The sequence below is a fragment of the Rufibacter hautae genome, assembly GCF_008271695.1.
GTDB lineage: Bacteria > Bacteroidota > Bacteroidia > Cytophagales > Hymenobacteraceae > Nibribacter > Nibribacter hautae.
This window is the reverse complement of record NZ_VKKY01000002.1, coordinates 46452-69624: the sequence shown is the minus strand read 5'-3', so window position 1 is coordinate 69624 and position 23173 is coordinate 46452. Positions and strand designations below refer to the sequence as shown.

The following is a 23173-nucleotide window of genomic DNA, read 5'->3' as shown; positions in this document are numbered from 1 at the left end:
AATTTGAATAAAACAAGCAGAAAACGCTTTTGTTTACCCAACGATGGGTTTGACCCGAAATTGTCCTTTTCCGTATAAACAACTTGAACTTCAAAGTAAATACCATGCCTAAAAAATCATTCCAGGAAATCATCAGTAGCCCGGGCATGCCGGTGCTGGTTGACTTTTACGCCGATTGGTGCGGGCCCTGCAAGACCATGGCGCCGATTCTGCAGCAGGTAGCCCGCCAGTACGAGGGAAAACTGAAGGTAATCAAGATTGACGTGGACAAGAACCCCGCCGTGGCGCAGCAGTACCGGGTGCAGGGCATCCCCACGCTCCTGCTCTTCCACCAGGGCAAGCAGCTATGGCGCCAGTCCGGCGTGGTGCCCGCCCACCAGTTAAGCCAGGTAGTACAGCAGCACCTGAAGTAGAAGAAGGCGTTTTGGGCCAGTTTCCAGAAAACAGGTTCAAAACTGGCGAGCCCTGCCGTTAGCTTCTAGAATAACGGCAAAAACGGGTATTCCCCTCCTCGGAGGGGTTAGGGGTGGGTAAACATTTCCGGCCTGTTTTCAGGAAACGAGGACTTAAACGGCTCTGGGAATAGATACTCGTAAGACCTCCGGACGCTGCGAGGTCTTTGGAGTTAGCGCTAAACCAGCGGCGCACAGAAAGAACCCCTCCTGATTTAGGAGAAATGCCAAAAAACCGGTTGGCCAAGTGCCTAGTGGTCTAATTTCTCCTTGAGCGGAAGCGTAAGGTGGAAGGTGGTTTGCACGTGCGGGGCAGAGGTGGCGTGCAAGACGCCGCCGTGCTGGCGCACAATCTGGCGCGATAAACTGAGGCCAATGCCGGAGCCTTCGGGTTTGGTGGTGTAGAACGGAATAAAGATCTGCTCCTGTGACTCTGCCTCAATGCCGGGACCGTTGTCAATGACTTCTATCCGGACCATGTTAGGTTGCTTGTGGTCCAGCACGGCCCGCAGGATCACGGCTGGGTGCGCCACCACGCTGCAGGCTTCCATCGCGTTTTTGAGCAGATTCAGTAATACTTGCTCCAATTGTTCGGCATCGGCGGAAAGCCAGAGTTGCTCCTCGGGCAGTTGCAACGCAAACGCGATGGTGCGGCTTTTCATCTGCGGCTCCACCAGGCGGCTCACGTGGCCGCACAACGCCTGCAGAGACAGTTCCTCCAAGTGCGGCGGCGGCACGCGCGTCAGGCGGCGGTAGTTCTCCACGAAGTGCTGCATCCCACGGGTCCGTTTCTCAATGGTGCGCAAGCCCAGCTGCAGGTCTTCCATGGTATCTTCCTCCAGGTGGCCCGCCTCCAAAATGGGCGAAAGCTCTGACTGCACCAGATCGCTGATGGACGAGGTAAGCGAGATGATAGGCGTCACGGAGTTCATAATTTCATGGGTGAGCACACTGATCAGTTTCTTCCAGGATTCCAGTTCCTGCGCCTCCATCTCTGAGCGGATGTTCTGGAAAGACATGATCCTGACTTCCTGGTCCTGGAGCCGGATGGAAGTCACGTGCACGGTGAGCAGCACTTCCTCGGTGAGTTGCCGCAGCCGGATAAGGCGGGCCTCGTTGCGGGGCTCCGCGAAAGCAGCTTCGGCCAGGGCCGGATACATGCGGTCTACGGAGTGGATGTTCTGCAGGAATGGCAAATCCAGGAGGCGGTGCGCGGCCTTGTTCATGAGTTGCACGTGCCCCTCCGTGTCAAACGTGATCAACCCGATGCGCAGGTGTTCCACCACGCCTTGCAGGTACAAATGGTGCACCTCTTTCTCGGCTTTGATGCGGGCAAAAGCCCCCGTGATGTCGTTGAACATGGTGTGCAGCTCGCGGTACTGCGGCGGGGCGCCTTCCACCGCGAAGCGCTGGGTGAAATCTGAGTGCCGGATAGCCATTAGGAAACGGATGAGGTCACGGTTCGTGCGCTGCACGTACTCGGTGAGTTCCAGCACCTGCCCGGCCGCTAAGACCAGCAGACAAAACAGCGAGATGTACCAGGCGTGCACCGAACCCACGTACACCGCCACCAGCAGCGTGAAGGCCAGTAACACCACCCGCACCACCACCCTTACTGTGAAATAGTTGTAGTTATAAACCATGCTTCTCTATGCGACGGTACAAAGCGGTGCGCGTGATTCCCAGTTCTTTAGATGCGTGTGTGATGTTGCCGTTATGCTTGAGGAGCGCCTGCTGCACCAGCGTTTTCTCCACGTTGCCCAACGTAGCCTCCGTTTCAATAGTGACCGCGGTGTGGTTCGAAGGCTCCGCCAGGTACACATCGGCGGGGTGCAGGTGGCCGGGTTCGCTCATGATCACGGCCCGCTCTATGGTATGCTCCAGTTCCCTGATGTTGCCCGGCCAGGAATACCCCAGCAGTTTCTGCAGCACCGGCTTCTCCAGCCGAAGATTCTGCTTTTGGTACTTTTTGGAAAAATTGGCCAGAAAATGCTCGGCCAGCGGCTGAATGTCTTCTTTGCGCTCGCGCAGCGGCGGCAGTTGTATTTCCACGGTATTGATGCGGTACAGCAAATCCTGCCGGAACCTGCCCTGTTTCACCATCTCGTACAGCGGCATGTTGGTAGCGCTCACCAATCGGATGTTCACCGGCCTTGGCCGATTAGAACCTACCGGCGTAATCACGCGGCTTTGCAGCGCCGTCAGCAACTTGGCCTGTAGCGGCAGGTTCAGGTTCCCGATCTCGTCCAGAAACAGGGTTCCGCCGGAGGCGACTTCAAAGCGGCCGGCGCGGTCTTCCTTCGCATCGGTGAAGGAGCCTTTCACGTGCCCGAACAGTTCGCTCTCAAACAAACTCTCGGTCACGGCGCCCAAGTCTACGGGAATAAAAACTTCTTTGGCGCGGTGCGAGAGGCGGTGCAGCAGCCGGGCCGCTACTTCCTTGCCGGTGCCGTTCTCACCCAGAATGAGGACGTTCGCATCGGTGGCGGCTACTTTCTCCAAGGTCTGGTACACGCGCTGCATGGCCGGCGAAGAGCCTACCAGTTCCACACCCGGCTCGTTGAGGGTTTGGTTCAGGTGCTGCTGTTTCGTGCGCAGGTGCTGGACCTCGGAGGTGGACTGCCGGAGTTTGCACGCCGAGGTCATGGTGGCCAGTAGTTTCTCGTTGTGCCAGGGTTTCACCACAAAATCGGTGGCACCCAGTTTCAGGGCCTGCACGGCCAGGTCTATGTCGCCGTAGGCCGTCATCATCACCACCACTGCCTGCGGGTCTACCTCCAGAATCCGCTGCAGCAAATCAAGCCCCTCGCGGCTGGACGTAGCCCCGGCGGTGTAGTTCATGTCCAGCAGAATCACGTCATAAGGCTCTTTCTGGAGCAATTCTGGCAAGCGCTGCGGATTGATTTCGGTGCGTACCAGCGAGAAGTGCTGTTTCAGGAAGATGCGTCCGGCGGTAAGGATGTCTTCCTGGTCATCCACAATCAAGAGGCGGCAGGGTATTTTGCTCATGGGGCAAGGGGTATTTCAAAGGTGAATGCCGAGGTATCACAAGTAGGGTGCCACAAAGGCCATTTCGCAGCCTTACGTAAGCTTATGCACTGTTTATCAGAGGCTTCTGCCAACCCCGGTGAGGGTTACGGCGGAGGGGGTGTACGCTTACAGACGAATAAATGTACGAAACCGTGCACTTTTGGGCAAGCACCAGAGGCCCAATCCTGCAAAGCGCCTCGTACTCTGCATCTTACCTCTTTTGGCATTGCATTTGGAGGCTGCTTTCTGCGCCCAAGCTCCGGCCAGGCCTCACCGTTTAGGGCCTGTAATCCGGAAAACCGCGCGAAATCCTCACCCACTAACCCGCCTAGAAAAGAACCATGCTAAAAACCGTCAACCTCCAGAAGAAATACACCACCGATGAAGTGGAGACCACCGCCCTCAACGGCATTTCCTTTGAAATAAAACAAGGCGAGTTTGTGGCCATGATGGGACCCTCGGGCTGCGGCAAGTCCACGCTGCTCAACATCATCGGGTTGCTGGATAATCCTAACAGCGGCGAGTTCTGGTTTCTGGGTCAGGAGGTGTCCAGAACTTCTGAGCGGCAGCGGGCGAATCTGCGCAAGGCGCACATCGGGTTTGTGTTCCAGAGTTTCAACCTCATTGACGAACTCACCGTGCAGGAAAACATTGAACTGCCGCTCATCTACCAGAAGATGTCTACTTCCGAGATCAACCAACGGGTGAACGAGGCCATGGAGCAGATGCAGATCGCGCACCGCCGCAACCACTTCCCGCAACAGCTCTCCGGCGGACAGCAGCAGCGAGTGGCCATTGCCCGCGCAGTGGTAGGCAAGCCCGCCCTGCTCCTCGCGGATGAGCCCACCGGTAACCTGGACTCAGCCCACGGCCGCGAGGTCATGGAACTGCTCAGCGCCCTGAACGAGGCCGGCACCACCGTGGTGATGGTCACCCACTCCCCTTCCGATGCCGACTACGCCCACCGCATCATCCGCCTGCTAGACGGCCAGATTGTGACTGAAAGCATTACTGAGCGGCACTCCGCACGAGTTCTGAGTCCAGAGTTTTGAAAAGAGTCCTGAGTCCTGAGTTCTGAGTTCTGAGTCTTGAGTCCTGAGTGGTAAAAGTGAACGACCCTCCTCTCAAACCTCCCTCCTCTTTTGTCATCCTGAAAGGATCTTGGTTGCGAACGGTAATGGCAGCAGCTATAGGCTTAAGATCGATAAACTCACCTCAGACTCCATTTACAGCTCACTTTTATAGAAAAAGGCTCAACACGAACTCGTGCTTTCCCTGACTCAGAACTCAAGACTTAGAACTCAGGACTCTTTTTCATCCCGTGCTTTCCCTGACTCAAGACGCAGAACTATAGACTCAGAACTACTACCGCAATGTTCAAAAACTATCTGAAAGTAGCCTGGCGCAACATTGTCCGCCAGAAGATCTACTCCACCATCAACATCGCCGGGCTCACCATTGGCATCACGGCCTGTATTTTGATCTCGCTGTATGTGCTGGACGAGTTCAGCTATGACCGCTACCACGCCAATGCCGACCGCATCTACCGCGTGACACGCGATTTCAAAAGCGATGACGGGAGCGTGAGTCTGGCGCTGGGGCACGTAGCGCCGCCGTTCGGGCCGTTGATAAAGCAGGATTTCCCCGATATTGAGAAGGTAGCCCGCGTGCTGAACACCCAGGTGTTGGTGGAGGACAAAGAGCAGCAGAAAGCCTTCAATGAAAAAAGGGTGTACTTCGCGGAGCCGGAGTTGCTGGATATTTTCACCATTCCCATGCTCAAAGGCAACGGCAAAAAAGCCCTCACCGAGCCTTATACCTTGCTCATGAGTGATGCCATGGCCCAGAAATATTATTCCGGCGCCGACCCCGTAGGCAAGGTCCTGAAAGTGTACAGCCAGTTTTCGGTGAAGGTGGCCGGCGTGTACAAGGCGTTTCCGGCCAATTCGCACATGCACCCCGATTTCCTGGTGTCCTTCACCACCTTAGCCGATACCGCCATCTACGGCGCCAACCAATTGGCCACCAATTTCGGGAACAACTCCTTCGGGACGTACCTGCTGCTGCCCAAAAACTACCCGGCTCAGAACCTGCAGGACCAGTTCCCTGCTTTTCTGGACAAGCACTTGGGCGGCACAGACCACGCCCGTTCCCGCAAACCTTCTGCGTTCACCACGCTGCACCTGCAGAAAGTTACCGATGTGCACCTTCGCTCCCACCTGGACTCTGAGGAGGAACCCAACGGCGACATCAACACGGTTCTGATTTTGAGTGCAGTAGCCTTGTTCATTTTGCTTATTGCCTGCATCAACTACATTAACCTGTGCACCGCCCGGTCCACCAGCCGTGCGAAGGAAATAGGCATTAGAAAAGTAGTAGGCGCGCACCAGCAGACCTTGGTGGGGCAGTTTCTGATGGAGTCTATCCTGGTGGCGATTTTGTCTACTTTCCTGGCCTTGGGCCTAGCCGAGGCGCTTTTGCCCTGGTTGAATAATTTCACGGGTAAAACGCTTGCCCTGGATTTGTTCTCCAAGCCTTACCTGCTGGGCATCATCCTGCTACTGCCGTTGGTGATTGGCGGCATGGCCGGTTTGTACCCCGCGGTGTACCTCTCCAAGTTCAGGCCGGTGTTGGTGTTGAAAGGCTCGCTTGGTAGCAGCGTCCGTAACCCCTTCCTGCGCAAGACGCTGGTGGTGGCGCAGTTCTCCATTTCCATCGTGCTCATCATCGCCACGGGCGTCATCTCGCAGCAGTTGAATTACATGCAGAACAAGGCGCTGGGCTTTGACAAGGAGCGGCTGGTGGTGCTTGACTTTGACAACGAGCTCACCGACAAATACGAGGCATTCCGGAACGATCTAGTGGCTTCGGCCAACATCCAGAACGTGGGGCGCTCGCTGCTGGTGCCCTCAGACCGGTTGCTCAACTCCTCGGGTGCCGCCGTGCAGCGGGGCGATTCCCTGCAAGGCACCAATCTGACCATCCGGTTCGTGAACGTGGACCATGACCTGTTCCCTACCTACGGAGTGAAACTGGCGGCGGGCCGAAACTTCCTCAAAGACCACCCTACCGATACCTCCTCCTTTATCCTCAATGAATCCTCGGTGCGCATGATTGGGTGGAAGAGCCCGCAGGAGGCCATTGGGCAAATCTTTAAGTACGGCGATACCAAAGGCCACGTCATTGGGGTGGTGCGGGATTTCCACTTTGAGTCCATGCACGAGGCCATTTCGCCTATGGTGTACCTTCTGCCGCCCAACAACAGAAACTACAGCAACATTACCGTGAAGTTCAAGGGAGATCCGCAGGAGGCATTGGCGCATATCCAGGCCACCTGGAAGAAATTCCTGCCCAGCACCCCGTTTGAATACCAGTTTATGGACGACCTGTTTGGCAAGCTCTACGAGGCCGAGGTCCTGAAACAGCAGATCTTCACCATTTTCGCGGCTATCGCCATCTTCATCGCATGCCTGGGGCTGTTCGGATTGGCGTCCTACACCGCAGAGCAGCGCACGAAGGAGATCGGCATAAGAAAAGTGCTGGGGTCTTCTGTACGGGAAATCATCCTGCTCCTGTCCAAAGATTTCGCCCTGCTGGTGATCATCGCCATTGCCCTGGCTTCGCCGATTGCCTGGTTCAGCATGGACCGCTGGCTGGAGGATTTCGCCTACCGTGTGCCGCTGAACTGGAGCACCTTCATCCTGACGGGTTTGATTGCTATGACCATTGCCATGCTCACCGTAAGTTTCCATGCCGCCAAAGCCGCTTTCCTCAACCCTGTGAAAGCCCTTCGGACAGAATAAACTATGCTTCCGTTTCGGGGTGGGTTATGGGAAATCGGCCCCGAAACAGAGCTTCTTGTACCACCTCAACCCCTTACTTATCCTTTGTATGGCAGACCAACTGGCGCTTTCCGACTTTCTGGACCGGTACAAACCGTACGCGGCGGTTTTGCTGCGCCTGGCGTTTGGGTTTCACCTCATTTATTTCACGCAGGACAATGTGTTCAGTTATGTGCGCATGCTGGAGTTCCGGGATTTTTTAGAGGTGCGAGGCGTGCCATTTCCGTTGGTAGGGGCGATTGTCTCGGTGGCGGTTCAGTTTCTGTGTGGCATTTTCCTGATCGTGGGTTGGCAGGTGCGGGTGGCGGGCTTTTTCATCCTGGTGAATTTTATTCTGGCTTTCCTCATTGCGCACCGCGGGCAGAGTTACGAGCAGTTTTTCCAGCCGGTACAGCTGATGGCGGTAGGCGTGTTTTTCCTGCTGCACGGCGCCGGCGCCTTGTCTTTGGACCACTACCTGCACCAGCGGCGAACGGATCGGGCCACGCCTGTACCTAAGCGGCAAGCTTCCTTCTAACGAACCCTGCTTCTTTAAAACAAACCTAACCTCATGATAAAAAACTACTTTAAAATAGCCTGGCGGAATCTGCTTCGGCAGAAAGCGTACTCGGCCATCAACATCATCGGGTTGGCGACGGGCATCTCCGCGTGTCTGCTCATCTTTCTGTTTGTGCAGCACGAGCTGAGTTACGAGAAGCATTTCGCCAAAGCCGACCGCACGTACCGGGTGGTGAACGACCTGATTGTAGATGACGAGATTGAGAAAGCCTCTCTCACCACCGGCGGCCTGGCTCCGGCCCTCAAAGCCGATTACCCCGAGGTGGAATCCGCTGTACGCCTGGTCAACGGCGACAAGCAGGCTGTAAGCGTGAGCGATGACAAGGTCTTTTACCTCAACAATTCCTACTTTGCAGACAGCACCTTTTTCTCTGTTTTTGATTACGAGTTCCAGAGCGGCGATCCGGCCACGGCCTTGGCGGCGCCTTTTTCCATGGTCCTCACCCAGGCTACTGCCGAGAAGCTTTTCGGGAGCGCGGCGGCGGCGCAGGGGCAGTTGGTGAAAATCCAGGGCGAGTCGTTTAAGGTGACGGGCGTACTGGCTCCTTCCGGCCCTTCGCACCTCACGCCGGATTTCTATGCCTCCTTGAGTTCGCTGGGCAACGAGTTCATGCAGATGATGGAAGGGGAATGGGGCAACACCAACACGTACACGTATGTGGTGCTGCGCAACCCCTCGCAAATGGCTTCTTTGCAGGCGAAAATGGGCGATTTATTTCAAAGGAGGGTAAAACCAGCCTATGACCAGATGCAGTCCACCGGCCGGGTAGACTACAAGATTCAGCCGCTGACCGATGTTCACCTCACCAACGACTGGCTGTATGAACTCTCGCCCTCGGGCAACCGGTCTTACATTTTCATTTTCTCGGCGGTGGCCATTTTTGTGCTACTCATCGCTTCCATCAACTACATGAACCTGGCCACGGCCCGCTCCGCGAAACGCGCGAAGGAAGTGGGCCTACGCAAAGTGGTGGGCGCACACCGCTCACAGTTGGTAGGTCAGTTCCTGGGCGAGTCTCTGGTGATTACGCTGCTGGCGGTGTTGCTGGCGTTGGCGCTGGTGGAACTGCTGTTGCCTACGTTCAATGGCCTCACGAATAAAGACATTGGTTCTTCGTACCTGCTCAACCCGGTGTTCGGGCTTACGTTGCTGGGCATTATACTGTTAATTGGTTTGGTAGCGGGCAGTTACCCGGCGTTCTTCCTGTCGGGCTTTAAGCCGGTAGATGTGCTCAAGTCTGATAAAGCGCCGCGGGGCAGCGGGGCTACCCTGCGCAAAGGGCTGGTGATTCTGCAGTTTACTATCTCACTGGTGCTCATCATCGGGACGGTGGTTGTCTACAGCCAGATGGATTTCCTGAAGAAGGCTGATTTGGGCTTCAACAAAGAGCAGGTGGCCGTGATTGACATTCCCAGCGGAGACACCACGCTCACGGCCAAGCTGCCTTTGATCAAGAGCGAGCTGCTGGCTAACCCGAACGTGACGCAGGTCTCGGCCTCGGCTCAGATTCCGGGCCAGGGTGCGGGGGTACTCATCTTTATGGTAGAGCGCAACAACGCCATGGTGGAGAAAACCATGAACATGATGACCGTGGACTATGACTTTCTGGAGTTGATGGGCATCAAACTTAAAGCCGGCCGCAACTTCTCCCAAGATATGGGCACCGACCAAAGCGCGGGCTTCATCATCAACGAGGCAGCGGCCAACCTGCTAGGTTGGCCGGACGCCGTGGGCAAACGCATCGGGTTCAGTGACACTACCAGCGGCAAAGTCATTGGGGTGGTCAAGGATTTCAACTACACCTCTTTGCACGATAAGATTGCCCCGGTGGTGCTGCGGGTGCGGCCCAGAACCTCGGGCTACCTGCTGGCGCGGCTCTCCGGCGATAACTTTGAGGAAGCTCTGGCGCACGTGAAAACCACCTGGGCCCGCTTTGACCCTAACCGCCCTATTGACCTCACGTTCCTGGACGAAAGCTTCAACCAACAATACCAGAGCGAGGAGAAGATGCTCAAGATCTTCGGGTACTTCTCTATTCTGACCATCATGATCGCCTGCATGGGCTTGTTCGGGCTCACTTCTTTCATGGCCGAGCAGCGCACCCGCGAGATCGGCATCCGGAAGGTGCTGGGTTCCTCGGTGATGGGCATTGTCATGCTGCTGACCAAGGATTTTGCGTTGCTGGTGGTCATTGCCATTGTACTGGCTTCGCCGCTGGCCTGGTACGGCATGCAGAAGTGGCTGCAGGAATTTGCTTACCGCGTGCCTTTGAGCCCGTGGCTGTTTGTGGGAGCGGCTGTGGTGGCGTTGGCGATTGCGGTGGCTACGGTGAGTGTGCAGGCGGCCAAGGCGGCGTTGCTGGACCCCATCAAAGCCCTCAGAAGCGAGTAAGCCGTTTAGGGGCTGATTTCGGGAAAAAGGCCCCTAAACGAAAACTATTTCAGAACTTAGTACGGCCCACGGCGGGGCGATATGTTACAACCGGATGCTCAGGAATTACCTCAAAATAGCGTGGCGGAATCTGCTGCGGCACAAAGCGTACTCGTTTATCAACATCATCGGGCTGGCGACCGGCATTTCGGCGTGCCTGCTTATTTTCCTGTATGTGGGCCACGAGCTTACCTACGAGCGCAACTTTGCTGATGCCGAGCATATTTACCGGGTGGTGAGCCGCGTGAATTTCCATGGCAACAATGACCTGTTCTCGCTTTCCCCCAAACCCCTCGCCGACCATCTGCGGCGCGAAGTTCCAGAGGTGAAAAAAGTGGCTCGCCTGGCGCCTTCCTCCAAACAGACCATCTGGAAAGACCAGGTACCTTTCCTGGAAGACAAGCTGTTCTTCGCCGATAGCACGTTCTTCCAGGTGGTGCCCTACACGTTTTTGGCCGGAAATCCGGAAAATGCGCTCAAAGCTCCCAGAACCATCGTGATCTCTGCCGAACTGGCCCAGAAGTATTTCGGGGGAACCGAGCAGGCACTGGGCAAACCGCTGCAGTTCAGCAAAAACCAATACACCGTTACGGGCATCTTCCAACCCGAAAAGCACTCGCACCTGGAGGCCGATGCCTTTCTCTCCATGGTCACCCGCGAAGAAGCGGAAAGGGCCGGGAAAGATGCCGAGACCATTGCCCAGGAACAAAACGAGTGGATTTACTTTGCCTACTACACCTATGTCACCCTCCACAGCCCGGCTGCGTTGCCCACGTTTGAGCAGAAACTGGCCGACTTGGTGCAGCAGCGGGCGGTGCCCTGGATGAAGGAAAACCAGATCACGGCCTCCATGGAATTGACGGTGCAGCCCATCACGGACATTCACCTCAACAATGATTTCCAGACCGATCTCAGTCCCTCGGGGAACCGCGCCTATGTGTACATTTTCTCTTTGGTGGCGGTGTTTATTCTGCTCATTGCCTGCATCAACTACATGAACCTGGCCACCGCCCGCTCGGTCAACCGGTCCCGCGAGGTGGGTTTGCGCAAAGTAGTGGGGGCGCACCGAAGCCAGATCATGGGCCAGTTCCTGGGCGAATCCATCCTGATCACGCTTTTGGCCCTGATCCTAGCCTTGGCCATGGTGGAGTTATCGCTGCCCCTTTTCAACCAACTCACCGGAAACGAGTTTGCCCTCTCCTCTTTCCTGAACCTTAATTTTGGTTTGCTAGTGTTGGCCATTCTGCTGTTTGTGGGTTTGGTGGCGGGCAGCTACCCGGCCTTCTTCCTGTCCGGGTTTAAGCCGGTAGATGTGCTCAAATCTGACAAGAGCCCCCGGGGTAGCAATGCCTGGCTGCGGCGGAGCCTGGTGGTACTACAGTTCACCATTTCGCTGGTCTTGATCATCGGCACGGCGGTGGTGTACAGCCAGTTGCAGTTCCTGAAAAACAAGAACCTGGGGTTCAACAAAGAGCAGGTGGTAGCCATTGAAATGCCCAAAGCAGATTCTACTACCTTGGGTAAACTGCCGGTGGTCATGCAGGAACTGACCCAGAACCCGGACGTTTTGCAAGTAGCCACCTTGAACGATATTCCGGGAGAAAAACTGTCACGGCTGCTGATGCTGGTGGAGGACGAAAACGGCGCCGAAATAGACAAGACCATGAACGTGATGTTCGTGAGCTACAATGCCCTGGAACTGATGGGCATTGACCTCAAAGAAGGCCGTACGTTCCAGAAAGGTATCCCGACGGATGCAAAAGGAGCGGTGATTGTGAACGAGGCCGGGGCCAAGTGGCTGGGCTGGAAAAACCCCATTGGCAAGCGCGTACAGGTGACCGACTATGACGCCCAGGTGATTGGCGTGGCCAAAAACTTCAACTACACCTCGCTGCACAAGCCCATTGAGCCGCTCATGATTGTGCCCGTCCCCGAAGGGAACCGGTTCCTGCTGGCCAGAATCAGCCCGGAAAATGCCCAAAATACGCTTACCTTTCTGGAGCAGAAATGGAAAGCCTTTGCGCCCAAGCACCCCATGGAATACTTCTTCCTGGACGATTACTTCAACCGGCAGTACCAGGCCGAGGAAAAGATGCTGACGGTTTTCGGGTATTTCGCGGGGTTAACCATTCTCATCGCTTGCCTGGGCTTGTTCGGGCTGGCTTCTTTCACCGCCGAGCAGCGCACCAAAGAGATCGGCATAAGAAAGGTGCTGGGCTCTACGGTGGTAGAGATTGTGCTGCTGCTGTCCAAGGACTTCGCGTTGCTGGTGTTGCTGGCTATTTTGATCGCCTCGCCGGTGGCCTGGTACGGCATGAAGAACTGGCTCCAGGATTTCGCCTACCAGGTGAACCTGAGTCCATGGCTATTTTTCTCGGCGGGTTTGGCCTCGCTGGTCATCGCGGTGGCTACCGTCAGTTTCCAGGCGGCCAAGGCGGCGTTGCTGGACCCGGTGAAGTCGCTGAGGAGTGAGTAAATCCCTTTTGGGGCTTGTTTACTGAAACAGGCCCTAAATCGCTTCCTGTAAGTTTTAGACATGCCCCGCGACTAACACGTAGAGGAAAAATGGTTTCCTCCTGAGAAGACGGCACAGGATTCTTCCGGTCCAGACACCTAAACCCGATAACTTTCGTTTTCTTAGCATTCCAAGACATTTAAAATTCTATGTTGAAAAAATCATTGGCGGCGCTGGCGTTTGCCGCTCTCCTGCACTCCCCCTTGCTGGCGCAAAACAACGCCACACCTGCCTACAAGTTTTCTCTGGACTTGGCTCAGGCCAAAGACGATAAACTGCAGGTAACCCTGATCACCCCAGAGTTAAAAGAAGACGAAGTCCTCTACCACATGCCCAAAATGGTGCCCGGCACCTATGCCGTGTATAATTTCGGGAAGTTTGTCTCTGACTTCAACGCCTTTGATAAAAAGGGCAAAAAACTGAGCGTAGAGCGCCTGGACCAGAACACCTGGAAAATCAAGAAAGCCAAGAAACTGGCCCGCCTCACCTACCTGGTAGATGACACCTGGGACACGCCCAAGAAAGAAGACATCGTGTTTGAGCCGGCCGCTACGGACATTGAGGAAGGCAAGGTATTCCTACTCAACACGCACGGCTTCTTCGGGTACTTCGCCAACCTGACCAAGGTGCCGTACCAGATCACGGTGAACAAGCCGCAAGATTTCTACGGCGCCACGCCGCTGCGCACCACCAGTTCCACGCCTACCTCAGACACGTACCTGTTGCAGAGCTACAATGACCTGGTAGACTCGCCTATGCTGTACAGCCGCCCAGACACGGCCATGCTCAAAGTAGGCAACGCCGATGTGCTGATCTCCACGTACGCCGCAGGGGGCGGGGCCCGCTCTAAAAACCTGGCCGAGAACATCAAAACCATTCTGGAGGCGCAGAAAAACTACCTGGGCGGCACGCTGCCGGTAGACAAATACGCTTTCCTGGTGTACATAGACAACAAACCGAACCGCACCGGCGCCTACGGGGCCTTGGAGCACTCCTACTCTTCGGTGTACTACTTCCCCGAGATGCCGCCTACCATGCTGGCTGAGCAGGTCCGGAACATCTCGGCGCACGAGTTCTTCCACATCGTGACCCCGCTGAACATCCACTCAGAGGAGATCGGGAATTTTGACTTCAGCAATCCCAAGATGTCTAAGCACCTTTGGATGTACGAGGGCGTGACCGAGTATTTTGCCCACCACGTGCAGATAAACCAGCGCCTGAAAGAGCTGCCTGATTTCCTGACGGAGTTGCGCAACAAGATCATCGCCTCGCAGCAGGAGTACAACGACGCGCTGGCCTTTACTGAACTGAGCCTGGGCGCCCTGGACAAGCATGAGAAAGAATACGGCAACGTGTACCAGAAAGGCGCACTCATCGGCATGGCCTTAGACATCAGGCTGCGCGAGCTCTCGGGCGGAAAATACGGCATCCGGAATCTGATGAAGGACCTGAGCCAGACCTACGGCAAAAATCAGTCGTTCAAAGACGAGGAGCTGTTTGACAAGATCACCGCGCTTACTTACCCAGAGGTGCGTGACTTCTTCAAGCGCCACGTGGAAGGCAATGAGCCCCTGCCCTATTCTGAGATTTTCAGGAAAGTAGGCATCACCTATCAGCCTACCGGCACTCAGAAACGCATTTCCTTGGGCCGTCCTACCATTGGCTATGACCAGGCCTCGGGGCATTTGATGGTGGCCAGTACCGAGAACCTCACTTCCTTCGGGAAGCAGCTGGGCTACAAAGCCGGCGACCAGTTATGGCAGATCAACGGCGAGGACCTGAACCTGCGCAACGCCACCGATCTCATCAACAAACACGTGATGAGCGCGAAAGAAGGTACGCCAATTTCCATCACCGTCGGCCGGAAAGATGCCTCCGGAACGGTAAAACCGGTAGAGCTCAAAGGCAAACTGGTAGCCGCTGAGGAAAACGTATCACACCTGCTTACCCCAGACCCTAACGCCACCCCGGCGCAGTTGACCTTACGGGAAGCTTGGCTGTATTCTAGCCTGTAGACTATTAGTTGATTTTTGTGGCGCCCGTTTTGGGGTTGTTTTCTTTGAAACAGCTTTGAAACGGGCGCCACTTTTTAGGCTTACAAAGGGTAGGTAGCATTTTTACACTTGATGCAACTATATTGTACATAATTATGTACATTCGTTAAGCAATAAACTTTACTGTTATGTTATCATTGACCGTTAGCGCTTTCAGAGGCAACATCAAAAAATACCTTGACATGGTTACCAAATCTCTGGACACATTAGTGATTCCCAGGGAAAATGAAGAGGCAGTCGTACTTATGCCCTTGAGCGAGTATAACTCAATTATGGAAACGGCTCACCTTCTCTCTACTCCCGCCAACCGCCAACGCCTTGATGAGTCCATCACGCAGGCGGAAAAAGGCCAAACCATTTCTTTCTCCCTAGAGGATCTGCAAAAGGAGATAGCGAAAGGAGAAAATGCAATTTAACTACACCCAACATGCGCACGAGGACATCTTTTACTTTATACAGAAAGGCGACTTCACCACCGTTAAGCGCATCTACGAGTTGCTGGAAGCGATCCGGAAGGAACCCTTTGGAGGGCTGGGAAAGCCGGAGCCGTTAAAGTATGACCTAAAAGGCTATTGGTCCAGGCGCATCACCCATGAGCACCGGTTGGTCTACAAGATAATAGGCACCAAAGGCTTGGATCAGACCTGCCTCATCGTCCAATGTCGCTTACACTATTAAACACCCACAGGTCATCCTCCCGGTGGCCTTCTTCATCAATCTTATCTGTTCTAACAGTAGAATTAAATACTATATTTAAAGTAGCTTCTTCGCCAAGTCTATCCTGTAAAAACATATCAGGGGTTTAGGCGTTATGTTTTAAATCTGACCACCGCAAGCGTGCTTCAATCCTCCAGACATATTCCGTTTCCCAGGGCCGTTCAGTGGCAAATGGGATTATTCCTGCTGCTTTTGCTTTTTCTGCCCATTTCCTTTGCCCAGGCCCAGGACCGGGTCACGCTGAACGGAACGCTCCGCTCGGCAGTAACCGGCGAGGTACTGATTGGGGCCAGCGTCTCGGTGGCGGGCACCACCACGGGCGTAGAGACCAACACCAACGGCGTCTACGCTTTGCCGCTGAACCCGGGCACGTACCAGATCCAGTTTTCGTACATCGGGTTCCAGACCTTGACCAGAGAAGTAGTCCTGACCACAAACACGCGCCTGAACGTGGAGTTGCTGGAGAACTCAAACCAGCTGGGCGAAGTGGTGGTGGAATCTGAGCGCAATACCTTTCAGGAACGCCTGACCACGCCGCAGATGAGCATGGAAACACTTTCGTCCCGGGAGGCCAAGCTCTTGCCGGCGCTGTTTGGCGAGGTGGACATCATCAAAACCCTGCAGCTGAAACCGGGCATCCAGAGCGGCGGCGAGGGCAGCAGCGGTCTGTTTGTGCGGGGCGGCAGCTCTGACCAGAACCTGGTGCTCCTGGACGATGCCCTGGTGTACAACCCCAGCCACTTGTTCGGGTTTTTCAGTGTGTTCAACCCAGACGCGGTGCGCGGCGTGGAACTGTACAAAGGCGGATTCCCGGCGCAGTTCGGGGGGCGGTTATCCAGTGTGCTGGACGTGAAACTGCGCGAGGGCAACCGCAAAGAGAATGACGTTTCCGGCGGGATAGGCTTGATCGCCTCCAGGCTCACGGTGGAAGGCCCTATCCAGAAAGACAAGTCTTCGTTCCTGGTCTCGGGGCGCCGCACGTATGTGGATGTCTTCACCCGCATGATCAACAAGGCCAAGGAAAGCGACCCAGATTGGAGCCCTATCCCAGACTATTACTTCTATGATTTCAACGCGAAGGCCACCTTTGAATTGGGCCCCAACGACCGCCTTTTCCTGAGCGGTTACTACGGCCGCGATTTCTTCAAATTCAACGACGAGGATTTCGATTTCAATTTCAACTGGGGAAACCGCGTGGGCTCGGCAAGGTGGGCGCACCAGTTTTCGCCCCGTTTTTTCGTAAACACCACTTTTTCAGCCTCCAACTACCAGTACCAGATCAAAAACCAGCTGGACATCTACTCCTTCAGCCTCACTTCCCACATCACAGACCTCACCCTGAAGTCTGACTTTGAGTACATTTCCTCGGAGCATCACCACCTGCGATTTGGAGGCTCCGCGATTGACCACCGGTTTACCGTGGGAAGGCTGGAAGCCAACAGCCAGGACGGAACGGTAAACGTGGGTGCGGGAAACAACTACCGAGGGCAGGAATACGGCGTGTATGCCTCAGATGACTGGGCTTTGAGCCCGGTGTTCACGCTGAGTTATGGCTTGCGCCTCTCGGGTTTCCTGAACAACGGCAAGAACTTCCTGGGGCTGGAGCCACGGGCGGCCGCCAGTTACCGCTTCACTGAGACGCTCACCCTCAAGGCCAACTACACGCGCATGTTCCAGTACGTGCACCTTATCTCCAATACCGGGGCCTCCCTCCCCACCGATATCTGGTATCCGTCCAGTCCAGGTGTGAAGCCGCAGCGCTCAGACCAGTTCACGGTGGGCTTGACCAAGCTTTACAAAGACAAATACCTGTTCAGCACCGAGGCCTATTACAAGAAGATGAACCGCCAACTGGACCTCCGCGACGGGGCGCAGATTTTCGGGACAGAGGAACTGGAGCAGGAGTTTGTCTTTGGCACCGGCGACAGCTACGGCCAGGAGTTCTACGTGGAGAAAAAGGAGGGCAAAACTACCGGCTGGATCGGCTACACACTTTCCTGGAGCAACCGCACCTTCCCCGACCTGAACAACGGCAAGACCTTCCCTACCCGCTTTGATCGCCGCCACGATCTCTCCGTAGTGGCCATCCAAGAGGTGCACAAACGCCTAAGCGCCACCGCTACCTTTGTGTACGGAACCGGCAACGCCTATTCCCTTCCGGTACAGCGTTTCGTTTTCCAGGATGTGAACGGCGAGGACTATACCGTGATCCCGGTGTATCCAGAGCGCAACTCCTTCCGGTTGGCCGCTTACCACCGCCTGGATTTAGGATTGGTCTGGAGACTGCGCCCGAAACGCGGCTCCTCTGACCTTACGTTCAGCGTGTACAATGCCTACAACCGCCGCAACCCGTACTTCGTGTATTTTGAGACCATCAAAGACGAGGAAAACAACCAGATCACGGGCTTTGTGGCCAAGCAGGTTTCCTTGTTCCCGGTGATTCCGTCTGTGACTTATAACTTTAAATTCTAATGGGTACTCCCTTTTACATACGCCCTTTTCTGTCTTTGCTTCTGTTGGCTGGCCTAGTGTCTGCCTGTGACATGGAGCAGGAGATTGTGGTGGAATTGCCTAAGTTGCCGCCGCAGATGGTGGTAGAATGTTACTTAGAAAATGGTGAGCCCATTCGGTTGGCTTTATCGGAATCCTCGGGGTATTTTGATGCTCCTGAGGCCCTCATTGTGACCGGTGCCAACGTGACCATCACCAAGAACAACGAGGCACCCATAGTCCTGAAAGATACCTTGATCATTGACGAGGAAAACGAGAAAGTCTACACCCACTACAACCCCAGAAGAATCACCGCCGAGCCCGGCGACGTGTTCAAGCTCCTCATCACCGATCCCAAAGGCCGTCGCATCACCGGTTCCACCACGGTGTTGGCCCCAGTTCTCCTAGACAGTGTAGGTTATAAATTCAACAGCAAACCAGAGCAAAGCCAGGAAGCTTACCTCATGGCCCGCTGGCAGGACCCCGCCGAACAGAAGAACTTTTACCGCCTGCTGGCCCATAAAAAAGACAGCACCGGCATAGACAGCCAACTAGACGCGGAAGTAGACGACCAATTGCGCAACGGCCAAAAGATCACCTATACCACCACCTACCGCTTTGACCGCGATGATACCTTAACCGTTAAACTCTTCCACGTAGACAAAGCTTACTATGACTTCATCAGCAGCGTAGAAGACGCCCGCCGCGCCAACGGCAACCCATTTGCTCAACCCGTCACCATAAAATCTACCGTGGCTGGCGGCTTCGGTATCTTCACGCACTTGAATTACCACAGCAAGGAGATTATCATCAAGTGAGCAGGGCGTTTCAAGGCTGATTTTAGGAAATAGGCCGAGAAATAGCCGTTGTGATCAGGAAGCAAAAAAGCTTTTAGGTGCACAACCCCTCATCAACATCAAATCCGTGTGTTCAAGGCAGATTCTCCCCTTGAGGGGAGAATCTGCACGTAGAAGCTGTCTTACCAGATCTTAACCTGCAGTAAAAACAAAAGCAGAACCGGCGCCAGAGGATTTTCTGACGCCGGTTCTGCTTTTGTGGTTTGTGGGAAGTTGTAAACCCACCCCTACCCCTCCCAGGAGGGGAATTCCGCTCTGCTGTTTGTAAAGGTCTTCCACAAAGTAGGCGTGAAAATCGTCCTCACCCTATGATGACTCATAACTCAGGACTTAAGACTCAGAACTCAGGACTATTTTACTCCTGCCGCTTGATCAGTTCGGTGATGAGCAGCGTCATGTTGGGTTCGGCTTTGGCGGCGGCTTCCAGGATGTCCAGTAGAACTACTTTCTTGATTTTGCCGGGCACGCAGAGGTCGGTGATGACGGAGACGGCGAAAACTGGCAGGTCCATGTGCACGGCGGCAATCACCTCGGGGACGGTGCTCATGCCCACGGCATCGGCGCCGATGGTTCTGATGAAGTGGTACTCGGCTTTGGTTTCCAGCATGGGTCCTGGAGCGCTGGCGTACACACCGGTTCTCACGTGCAGGCCGTGTGCCGCCGAGATCTCCAGCGCTTGCTGCACCAGATGGTCACTGTAAGGCTCGCTCATATCGGGGAAGCGGGGGCCCAGATCCTCCAGGTTTTTGCCGATGAGCGGGTTCGAAGGCAGCAGGTTGATGTGGTCGGTGATGACCATCAGGTCTGAGGTGTTGAAGTCTGGGTGCAGGCCTCCGGCGGCGTTGCTCACAAACAGCTTCTGGATGCCCAGCAACTTCATCACCCGGATGGGGAACACCACTTGCTCCATGGTGTAGCCCTCGTAGTAATGGAACCGGCCTTGCATCACCACCACCTTGCGGCCACCCAGCTCCCCGAAGATCAGTTTACCGGAGTGGCTCTCTACGGTGGAAACCGGAAAATTCGGAATGTCTGCGTAGTCAAGGCTAAAGGCTGTGTCAATGTCTTGCACCAGGGCGCCCAGGCCGGTGCCCAGCACAATCCCGAAATCGGGCTGAAACTGGGAGGTTTGCTGGCGAATGTACTCAGCGGCTTCTTGCAGGGTCTTCATCATAGTTTTAGGGTTTGGTCAGGTGTTTTAAGCCTTATTTGAAGAAAAGGACCATAAAACAGGTTCATTTGGGGGAGGCGCAAGGTCGGAAAAAATTAGGAAAAGGAGACGCTCGCTTTTTCTTAAAACGAAAAAGACCGCCGTGGGGCGGTCTTTTCTGGGAAACAAAGGTCCGGTATTTAGTTGATCTCAATCTCAAACGGCAGACGCGCCTGAATACCCTGCATCTGCATCACCCGTTGGTATTGCTGGTAATACGGCAGCATATCGCCCAGTTCATTGCGCAGGAAGTACGCCTTCATCTGGGACTCGGTGTCTGAGAACAGGTTGTCCATAAACGATTTCTGCGCGGGTAGTGTGCGCAGGCGGTAGTCGCCTTCCTTCAGTTTGGCTTTTCTGGCGGCAATGGCAATGGCCTGGTCCAGCCCGCCCATCACGTCCACCAGCCCTCTCTGCTTCGCCTCGATGCCCGACCAAACGCGGCCGGAGGCCACTTTCCGCAGATCGGCCACAGGCATGTGCCGTGACTGGGCGGCTTTGGTGGTGAAGTCATCGTAAATGCGCTCTACCTCGCGTTGAATGTGCATTTTCTCGTACGGCGTCATGGCGCGGGTCACAGTGGGCACGTCTGAGAACTTACCGGTTTTCACGCGGTCGGTGGTGATGCCCAGTTTGTTTTTGAGGAAGTTCTCTGAGTTGACCATCATGCCAAACACCCCGATGCTACCGGTGATGGTGGTAGGGTGCGCCACAATGGTATCGCAGGCCATGGCGATGTAATATCCGCCCGAAGCGGCCACGTCAGACATGGAGGCAATGATGGGCTTCACTTTTCTGGTGAGCATGACCTCGCGCCAGATCACGTCTGAGGCCAGGGAACTGCCGCCGGGCGAGTTGATGCGCAGCACCACCGCCTTCACGTTTTTATCCAGGCGCGCTTTCCGGATGGCTTCTGACATGCCCTGGCCGCCAATGGACTCATCATCGCCTTTACCGCCCACAATATCGCCGGAGGCGTAGATTATCGCAATTTTATTCGAAGACGAGCCCGATTTCTTCTCTGGGTCGGTGGCTTTTTTGTAGGTACCCAGGTTCACCAGTTTCAGTTCTTTATCCTTCTTCACGCCGGTTTTGGACTTCATGAAATCGGTGGCCTCGTCATAGTAGCCCAGGTGGGTCACCAAACCGTACCGCAGGGCATCTTTGGCGTTGTGCACCAGCATGGAATCTGAGAGGTTTTTCATCTCTGCCAGGCTTTTCTTGCGCGCGGTGGCTATGTTCTGCAGCATGAAATCATTCAAAGAGTTCAGGAAAGACTGCGTCTGCTCGCGGCTGGGTTCGCTCATCTTGTCCAGGATGAAAGGTTCTACGGCACTCTTGTACTCCCCTACTTTGAAGATGTACGGCTGCAGGTCCAGTTTCTCCAGGGTGCCCTTGAAGAACATCACCTCAGAGCTGAGGCCGTTCAGTTCCATGGTTCCCTGTGGGTTCAGGTAGAATCTATCGGCCACGGAGGCCAGGTAATAGGCTTTCTCGGTGGAGAACTCGCTGTAAGCCACCACAAACTTCTTTGATTTCTTGAAGTCCAGCAGCGCGTTGCGGATTTCCTCTACCGAAGCCATGCCCGCCTGCAGCAGATCCAGGTTCAGGAAAATACCTTTGATGTTGTCATCGGCTTTGGCCTTCTTGATGGAGGCTTTGATCTCATCTAACCCGATGCCCTCCTGCCCAAACACCTCCTCCATGCCCAGATCGGCGAACGGACTTCGGGGCGCCCGCTCCACCACTGGCTGGCCCAACTTGAGCTCCAGCACAGATCCCTCTGCAATGCTCACCTCGTCACCTGAGGACGCCGCCGCGGCAATGCCCAACACGATGAGGAAACTCACCACGCCAAATAAAAACAAGCCAACCACGGTGGCCAGTACAAACTTTAAAAACTGTCGCATAATAAATGAATCAATTCAGGACCTTAAGCTGGCCTGCAATGTCTCTACATTAGTCGTAAAATAGGCAGAATACTTACAAAAACGTCTTTCTCTTCTTCATCTTGCCAAAACAGGTTCATAGGGAAGCACCAAACGCAAGGATCATCACCTGCAAATTCAAGCTGTAGATTTCTCATCACCAGCACATTACATCGTCTCTTCTGCTAGCTACCTGATGGTTCATTTTCTTTGGAGAAACCACCACCATGAAACAAGAGGACAATCGTCTGAAAAACGCAAATTAGACAAAGGTTTGTGGGTGATTTGGTACTTTTCAGGTGCTATTATCTTTTACCCATAGGGCAATTCTTAGTTGTAGCGGGGCGGCGTTTTCCACCTGATTTTAGCAAATTGCCCCAATTGCCGTATATAGCCTTACAATGAAAAAATGGACACTACTTGCGTTCCTGGTCTTGGGTTCTTTCCTGGCCCAGGCGCAATACAAGCGGAACCTTAATTTCAAGTACTTCGGGCTTACCCTGCATCCCAAAGGCGACGACAATGCCGAACTGATGCCCCTGAACCCCGATGGCAAAGGCTATCTGGTGTTGAATGTTGGCGCCAGCGTGGGCTATGAGCAGTTCATCATCCCTGATAAACTGTCTTTCAAAGCCATCCAGGCCCTGTATGCCGACTGCGCCATGCAGTTCGCGGGGTTTACCCATCTGGGGCTGCGGGCGGTGGTGTTCCAGATTGGCCGCCATTCGCTGAACGGCGGGATGGGCCCTACCCTGGTCTACCGCCGCAACTGGTCTGACCTGCCTGGCTATAATTTTTCCACTTCCTTCTTTGGGGGTGACCCCAATGACAAATGGCAGTACAAGATGGTGTGGTACGCCGGCGAGTTTGAGTACAATTACCGCCTCTCTGACCGCGCCGATTTCTCCACCTCGTTTGTGCCCGGTTACCCCAACATCATGACGCTGTCTTTTGGCGTGCGCTACTGGCTTAAAGAGAAAGACAAAACCATTGCTCCCTAAAAGTGCCTTGCGCGTTTAAGGTCCGCTTTTCTCAAATCAGCTTTAAAACAGAGATTTGGACTTCCTGTTTTGGGAACACTGGTGGTGC

16 protein-coding genes are annotated in these 23173 nt (G+C 54.7%); 12 read left to right on the top strand and 4 right to left on the bottom strand.

The annotated features are described in order from the left end of the window. Nucleotides 1–83 precede the first annotated feature (83 nt). Nucleotides 84–413 carry a thioredoxin gene (trxA, locus tag FOA19_RS09420; RefSeq protein WP_223808815.1) on the top strand — a complete coding sequence of 110 codons (330 nt, stop codon included), beginning with the start codon at nt 84–86 and terminating at the stop codon, nt 411–413. 290 nt (nt 414–703) lie between these two features. Here the strand turns inward: trxA and FOA19_RS09415 are convergent, their stop codons facing one another. Beyond that, a complete protein-coding gene (locus FOA19_RS09415; RefSeq protein WP_149090591.1) occupies nt 704–2095 on the bottom strand; it encodes a sensor histidine kinase in 1392 nt (463 codons plus the stop codon). Next, complete coding sequence (locus FOA19_RS09410) at nt 2085–3461, bottom strand: sigma-54-dependent transcriptional regulator (RefSeq protein WP_149090590.1); 1377 nt, start codon at nt 3459–3461, stop codon at nt 2085–2087. Before FOA19_RS09410 ends, FOA19_RS09415 begins: the two co-directional genes overlap by 11 nt. Nucleotides 3462–3823: 362 nt before the next feature. On the opposite strand from FOA19_RS09410, the gene FOA19_RS09405 reads away from it, so the two are divergent. The 10 genes from FOA19_RS09405 (at nt 3824) to FOA19_RS09360 (ending at nt 18907) form a co-directional block, all read left to right on the top strand. Then, on the top strand, nt 3824–4534 hold the full coding sequence (locus tag FOA19_RS09405) for an ABC transporter ATP-binding protein (RefSeq protein WP_149090589.1): 711 nt from the start codon (nt 3824–3826) through the stop codon (nt 4532–4534). Between the two features lie 321 nt (nt 4535–4855). Beyond that, nucleotides 4856–7285: an ABC transporter permease gene (locus tag FOA19_RS09400; RefSeq protein WP_149090588.1), complete on the top strand. Its 2430-nt coding sequence runs from the start codon at nt 4856–4858 to the stop codon at nt 7283–7285. Nucleotides 7286–7373: 88 nt separating this feature from the next. Then, entirely contained in the window at nt 7374–7841 is a 468-nt protein-coding gene (locus tag FOA19_RS09395; protein WP_149090587.1) for a DoxX family protein, read from the top strand. 33 nt (nt 7842–7874) lie between these two features. Then, nucleotides 7875–10274 carry an ABC transporter permease gene (locus FOA19_RS09390; RefSeq protein ID WP_149090586.1) on the top strand — a complete coding sequence of 800 codons (2400 nt, stop codon included), beginning with the start codon at nt 7875–7877 and terminating at the stop codon, nt 10272–10274. 94 nt (nt 10275–10368) lie between these two features. Then, the gene (locus tag FOA19_RS09385; protein WP_149090585.1) at nt 10369–12789 is read left to right on the top strand and encodes an ABC transporter permease; all 2421 of its coding nucleotides are present in this window, start codon (nt 10369–10371) and stop codon (nt 12787–12789) included. A gap of 188 nt (nt 12790–12977) precedes the next feature. Further along, nucleotides 12978–14843: a M61 family metallopeptidase gene (locus FOA19_RS09380; protein ID WP_190300345.1), complete on the top strand. Its 1866-nt coding sequence runs from the start codon at nt 12978–12980 to the stop codon at nt 14841–14843. Nucleotides 14844–15010: 167 nt separating this feature from the next. Beyond that, nucleotides 15011–15298, top strand: a complete 288-nt coding sequence (locus tag FOA19_RS09375) for a type II toxin-antitoxin system Phd/YefM family antitoxin (RefSeq protein WP_149090584.1) — start codon at nt 15011–15013, stop codon at nt 15296–15298. Further along, nucleotides 15288–15560: a Txe/YoeB family addiction module toxin gene (locus tag FOA19_RS09370; protein WP_149090583.1), complete on the top strand. Its 273-nt coding sequence runs from the start codon at nt 15288–15290 to the stop codon at nt 15558–15560. Before FOA19_RS09375 ends, FOA19_RS09370 begins: the two co-directional genes overlap by 11 nt. A 210-nt stretch (nt 15561–15770) precedes the next feature. Then, a complete protein-coding gene (locus FOA19_RS09365; protein ID WP_149090582.1) occupies nt 15771–18071 on the top strand; it encodes a TonB-dependent receptor in 2301 nt (766 codons plus the stop codon). Next, nucleotides 18071–18907, top strand: coding sequence for a DUF4249 domain-containing protein (locus tag FOA19_RS09360; protein WP_149090581.1), 837 nt, complete (start codon nt 18071–18073; stop codon nt 18905–18907). The genes FOA19_RS09365 and FOA19_RS09360 overlap by 1 nt, the downstream gene beginning before the upstream one ends. Nucleotides 18908–19301: 394 nt before the next feature. On the opposite strand, the gene FOA19_RS09355 is transcribed toward FOA19_RS09360, so the two are convergent. Continuing rightward, a complete protein-coding gene (locus FOA19_RS09355) occupies nt 19302–20120 on the bottom strand; it encodes a purine-nucleoside phosphorylase (RefSeq protein ID WP_149090580.1) in 819 nt (272 codons plus the stop codon). Nucleotides 20121–20296: 176 nt separating this feature from the next. Then, nucleotides 20297–22066: a signal peptide peptidase SppA gene (gene sppA / locus FOA19_RS09350; protein ID WP_149090579.1), complete on the bottom strand. Its 1770-nt coding sequence runs from the start codon at nt 22064–22066 to the stop codon at nt 20297–20299. A gap of 419 nt (nt 22067–22485) precedes the next feature. Here sppA and FOA19_RS09345 point away from each other — a divergent pair, with 419 nt between their 5' ends. Further along, a complete protein-coding gene (locus FOA19_RS09345; RefSeq protein WP_149090578.1) occupies nt 22486–23085 on the top strand; it encodes a hypothetical protein in 600 nt (199 codons plus the stop codon). Nucleotides 23086–23173: the final 88 nt, after the last annotated feature.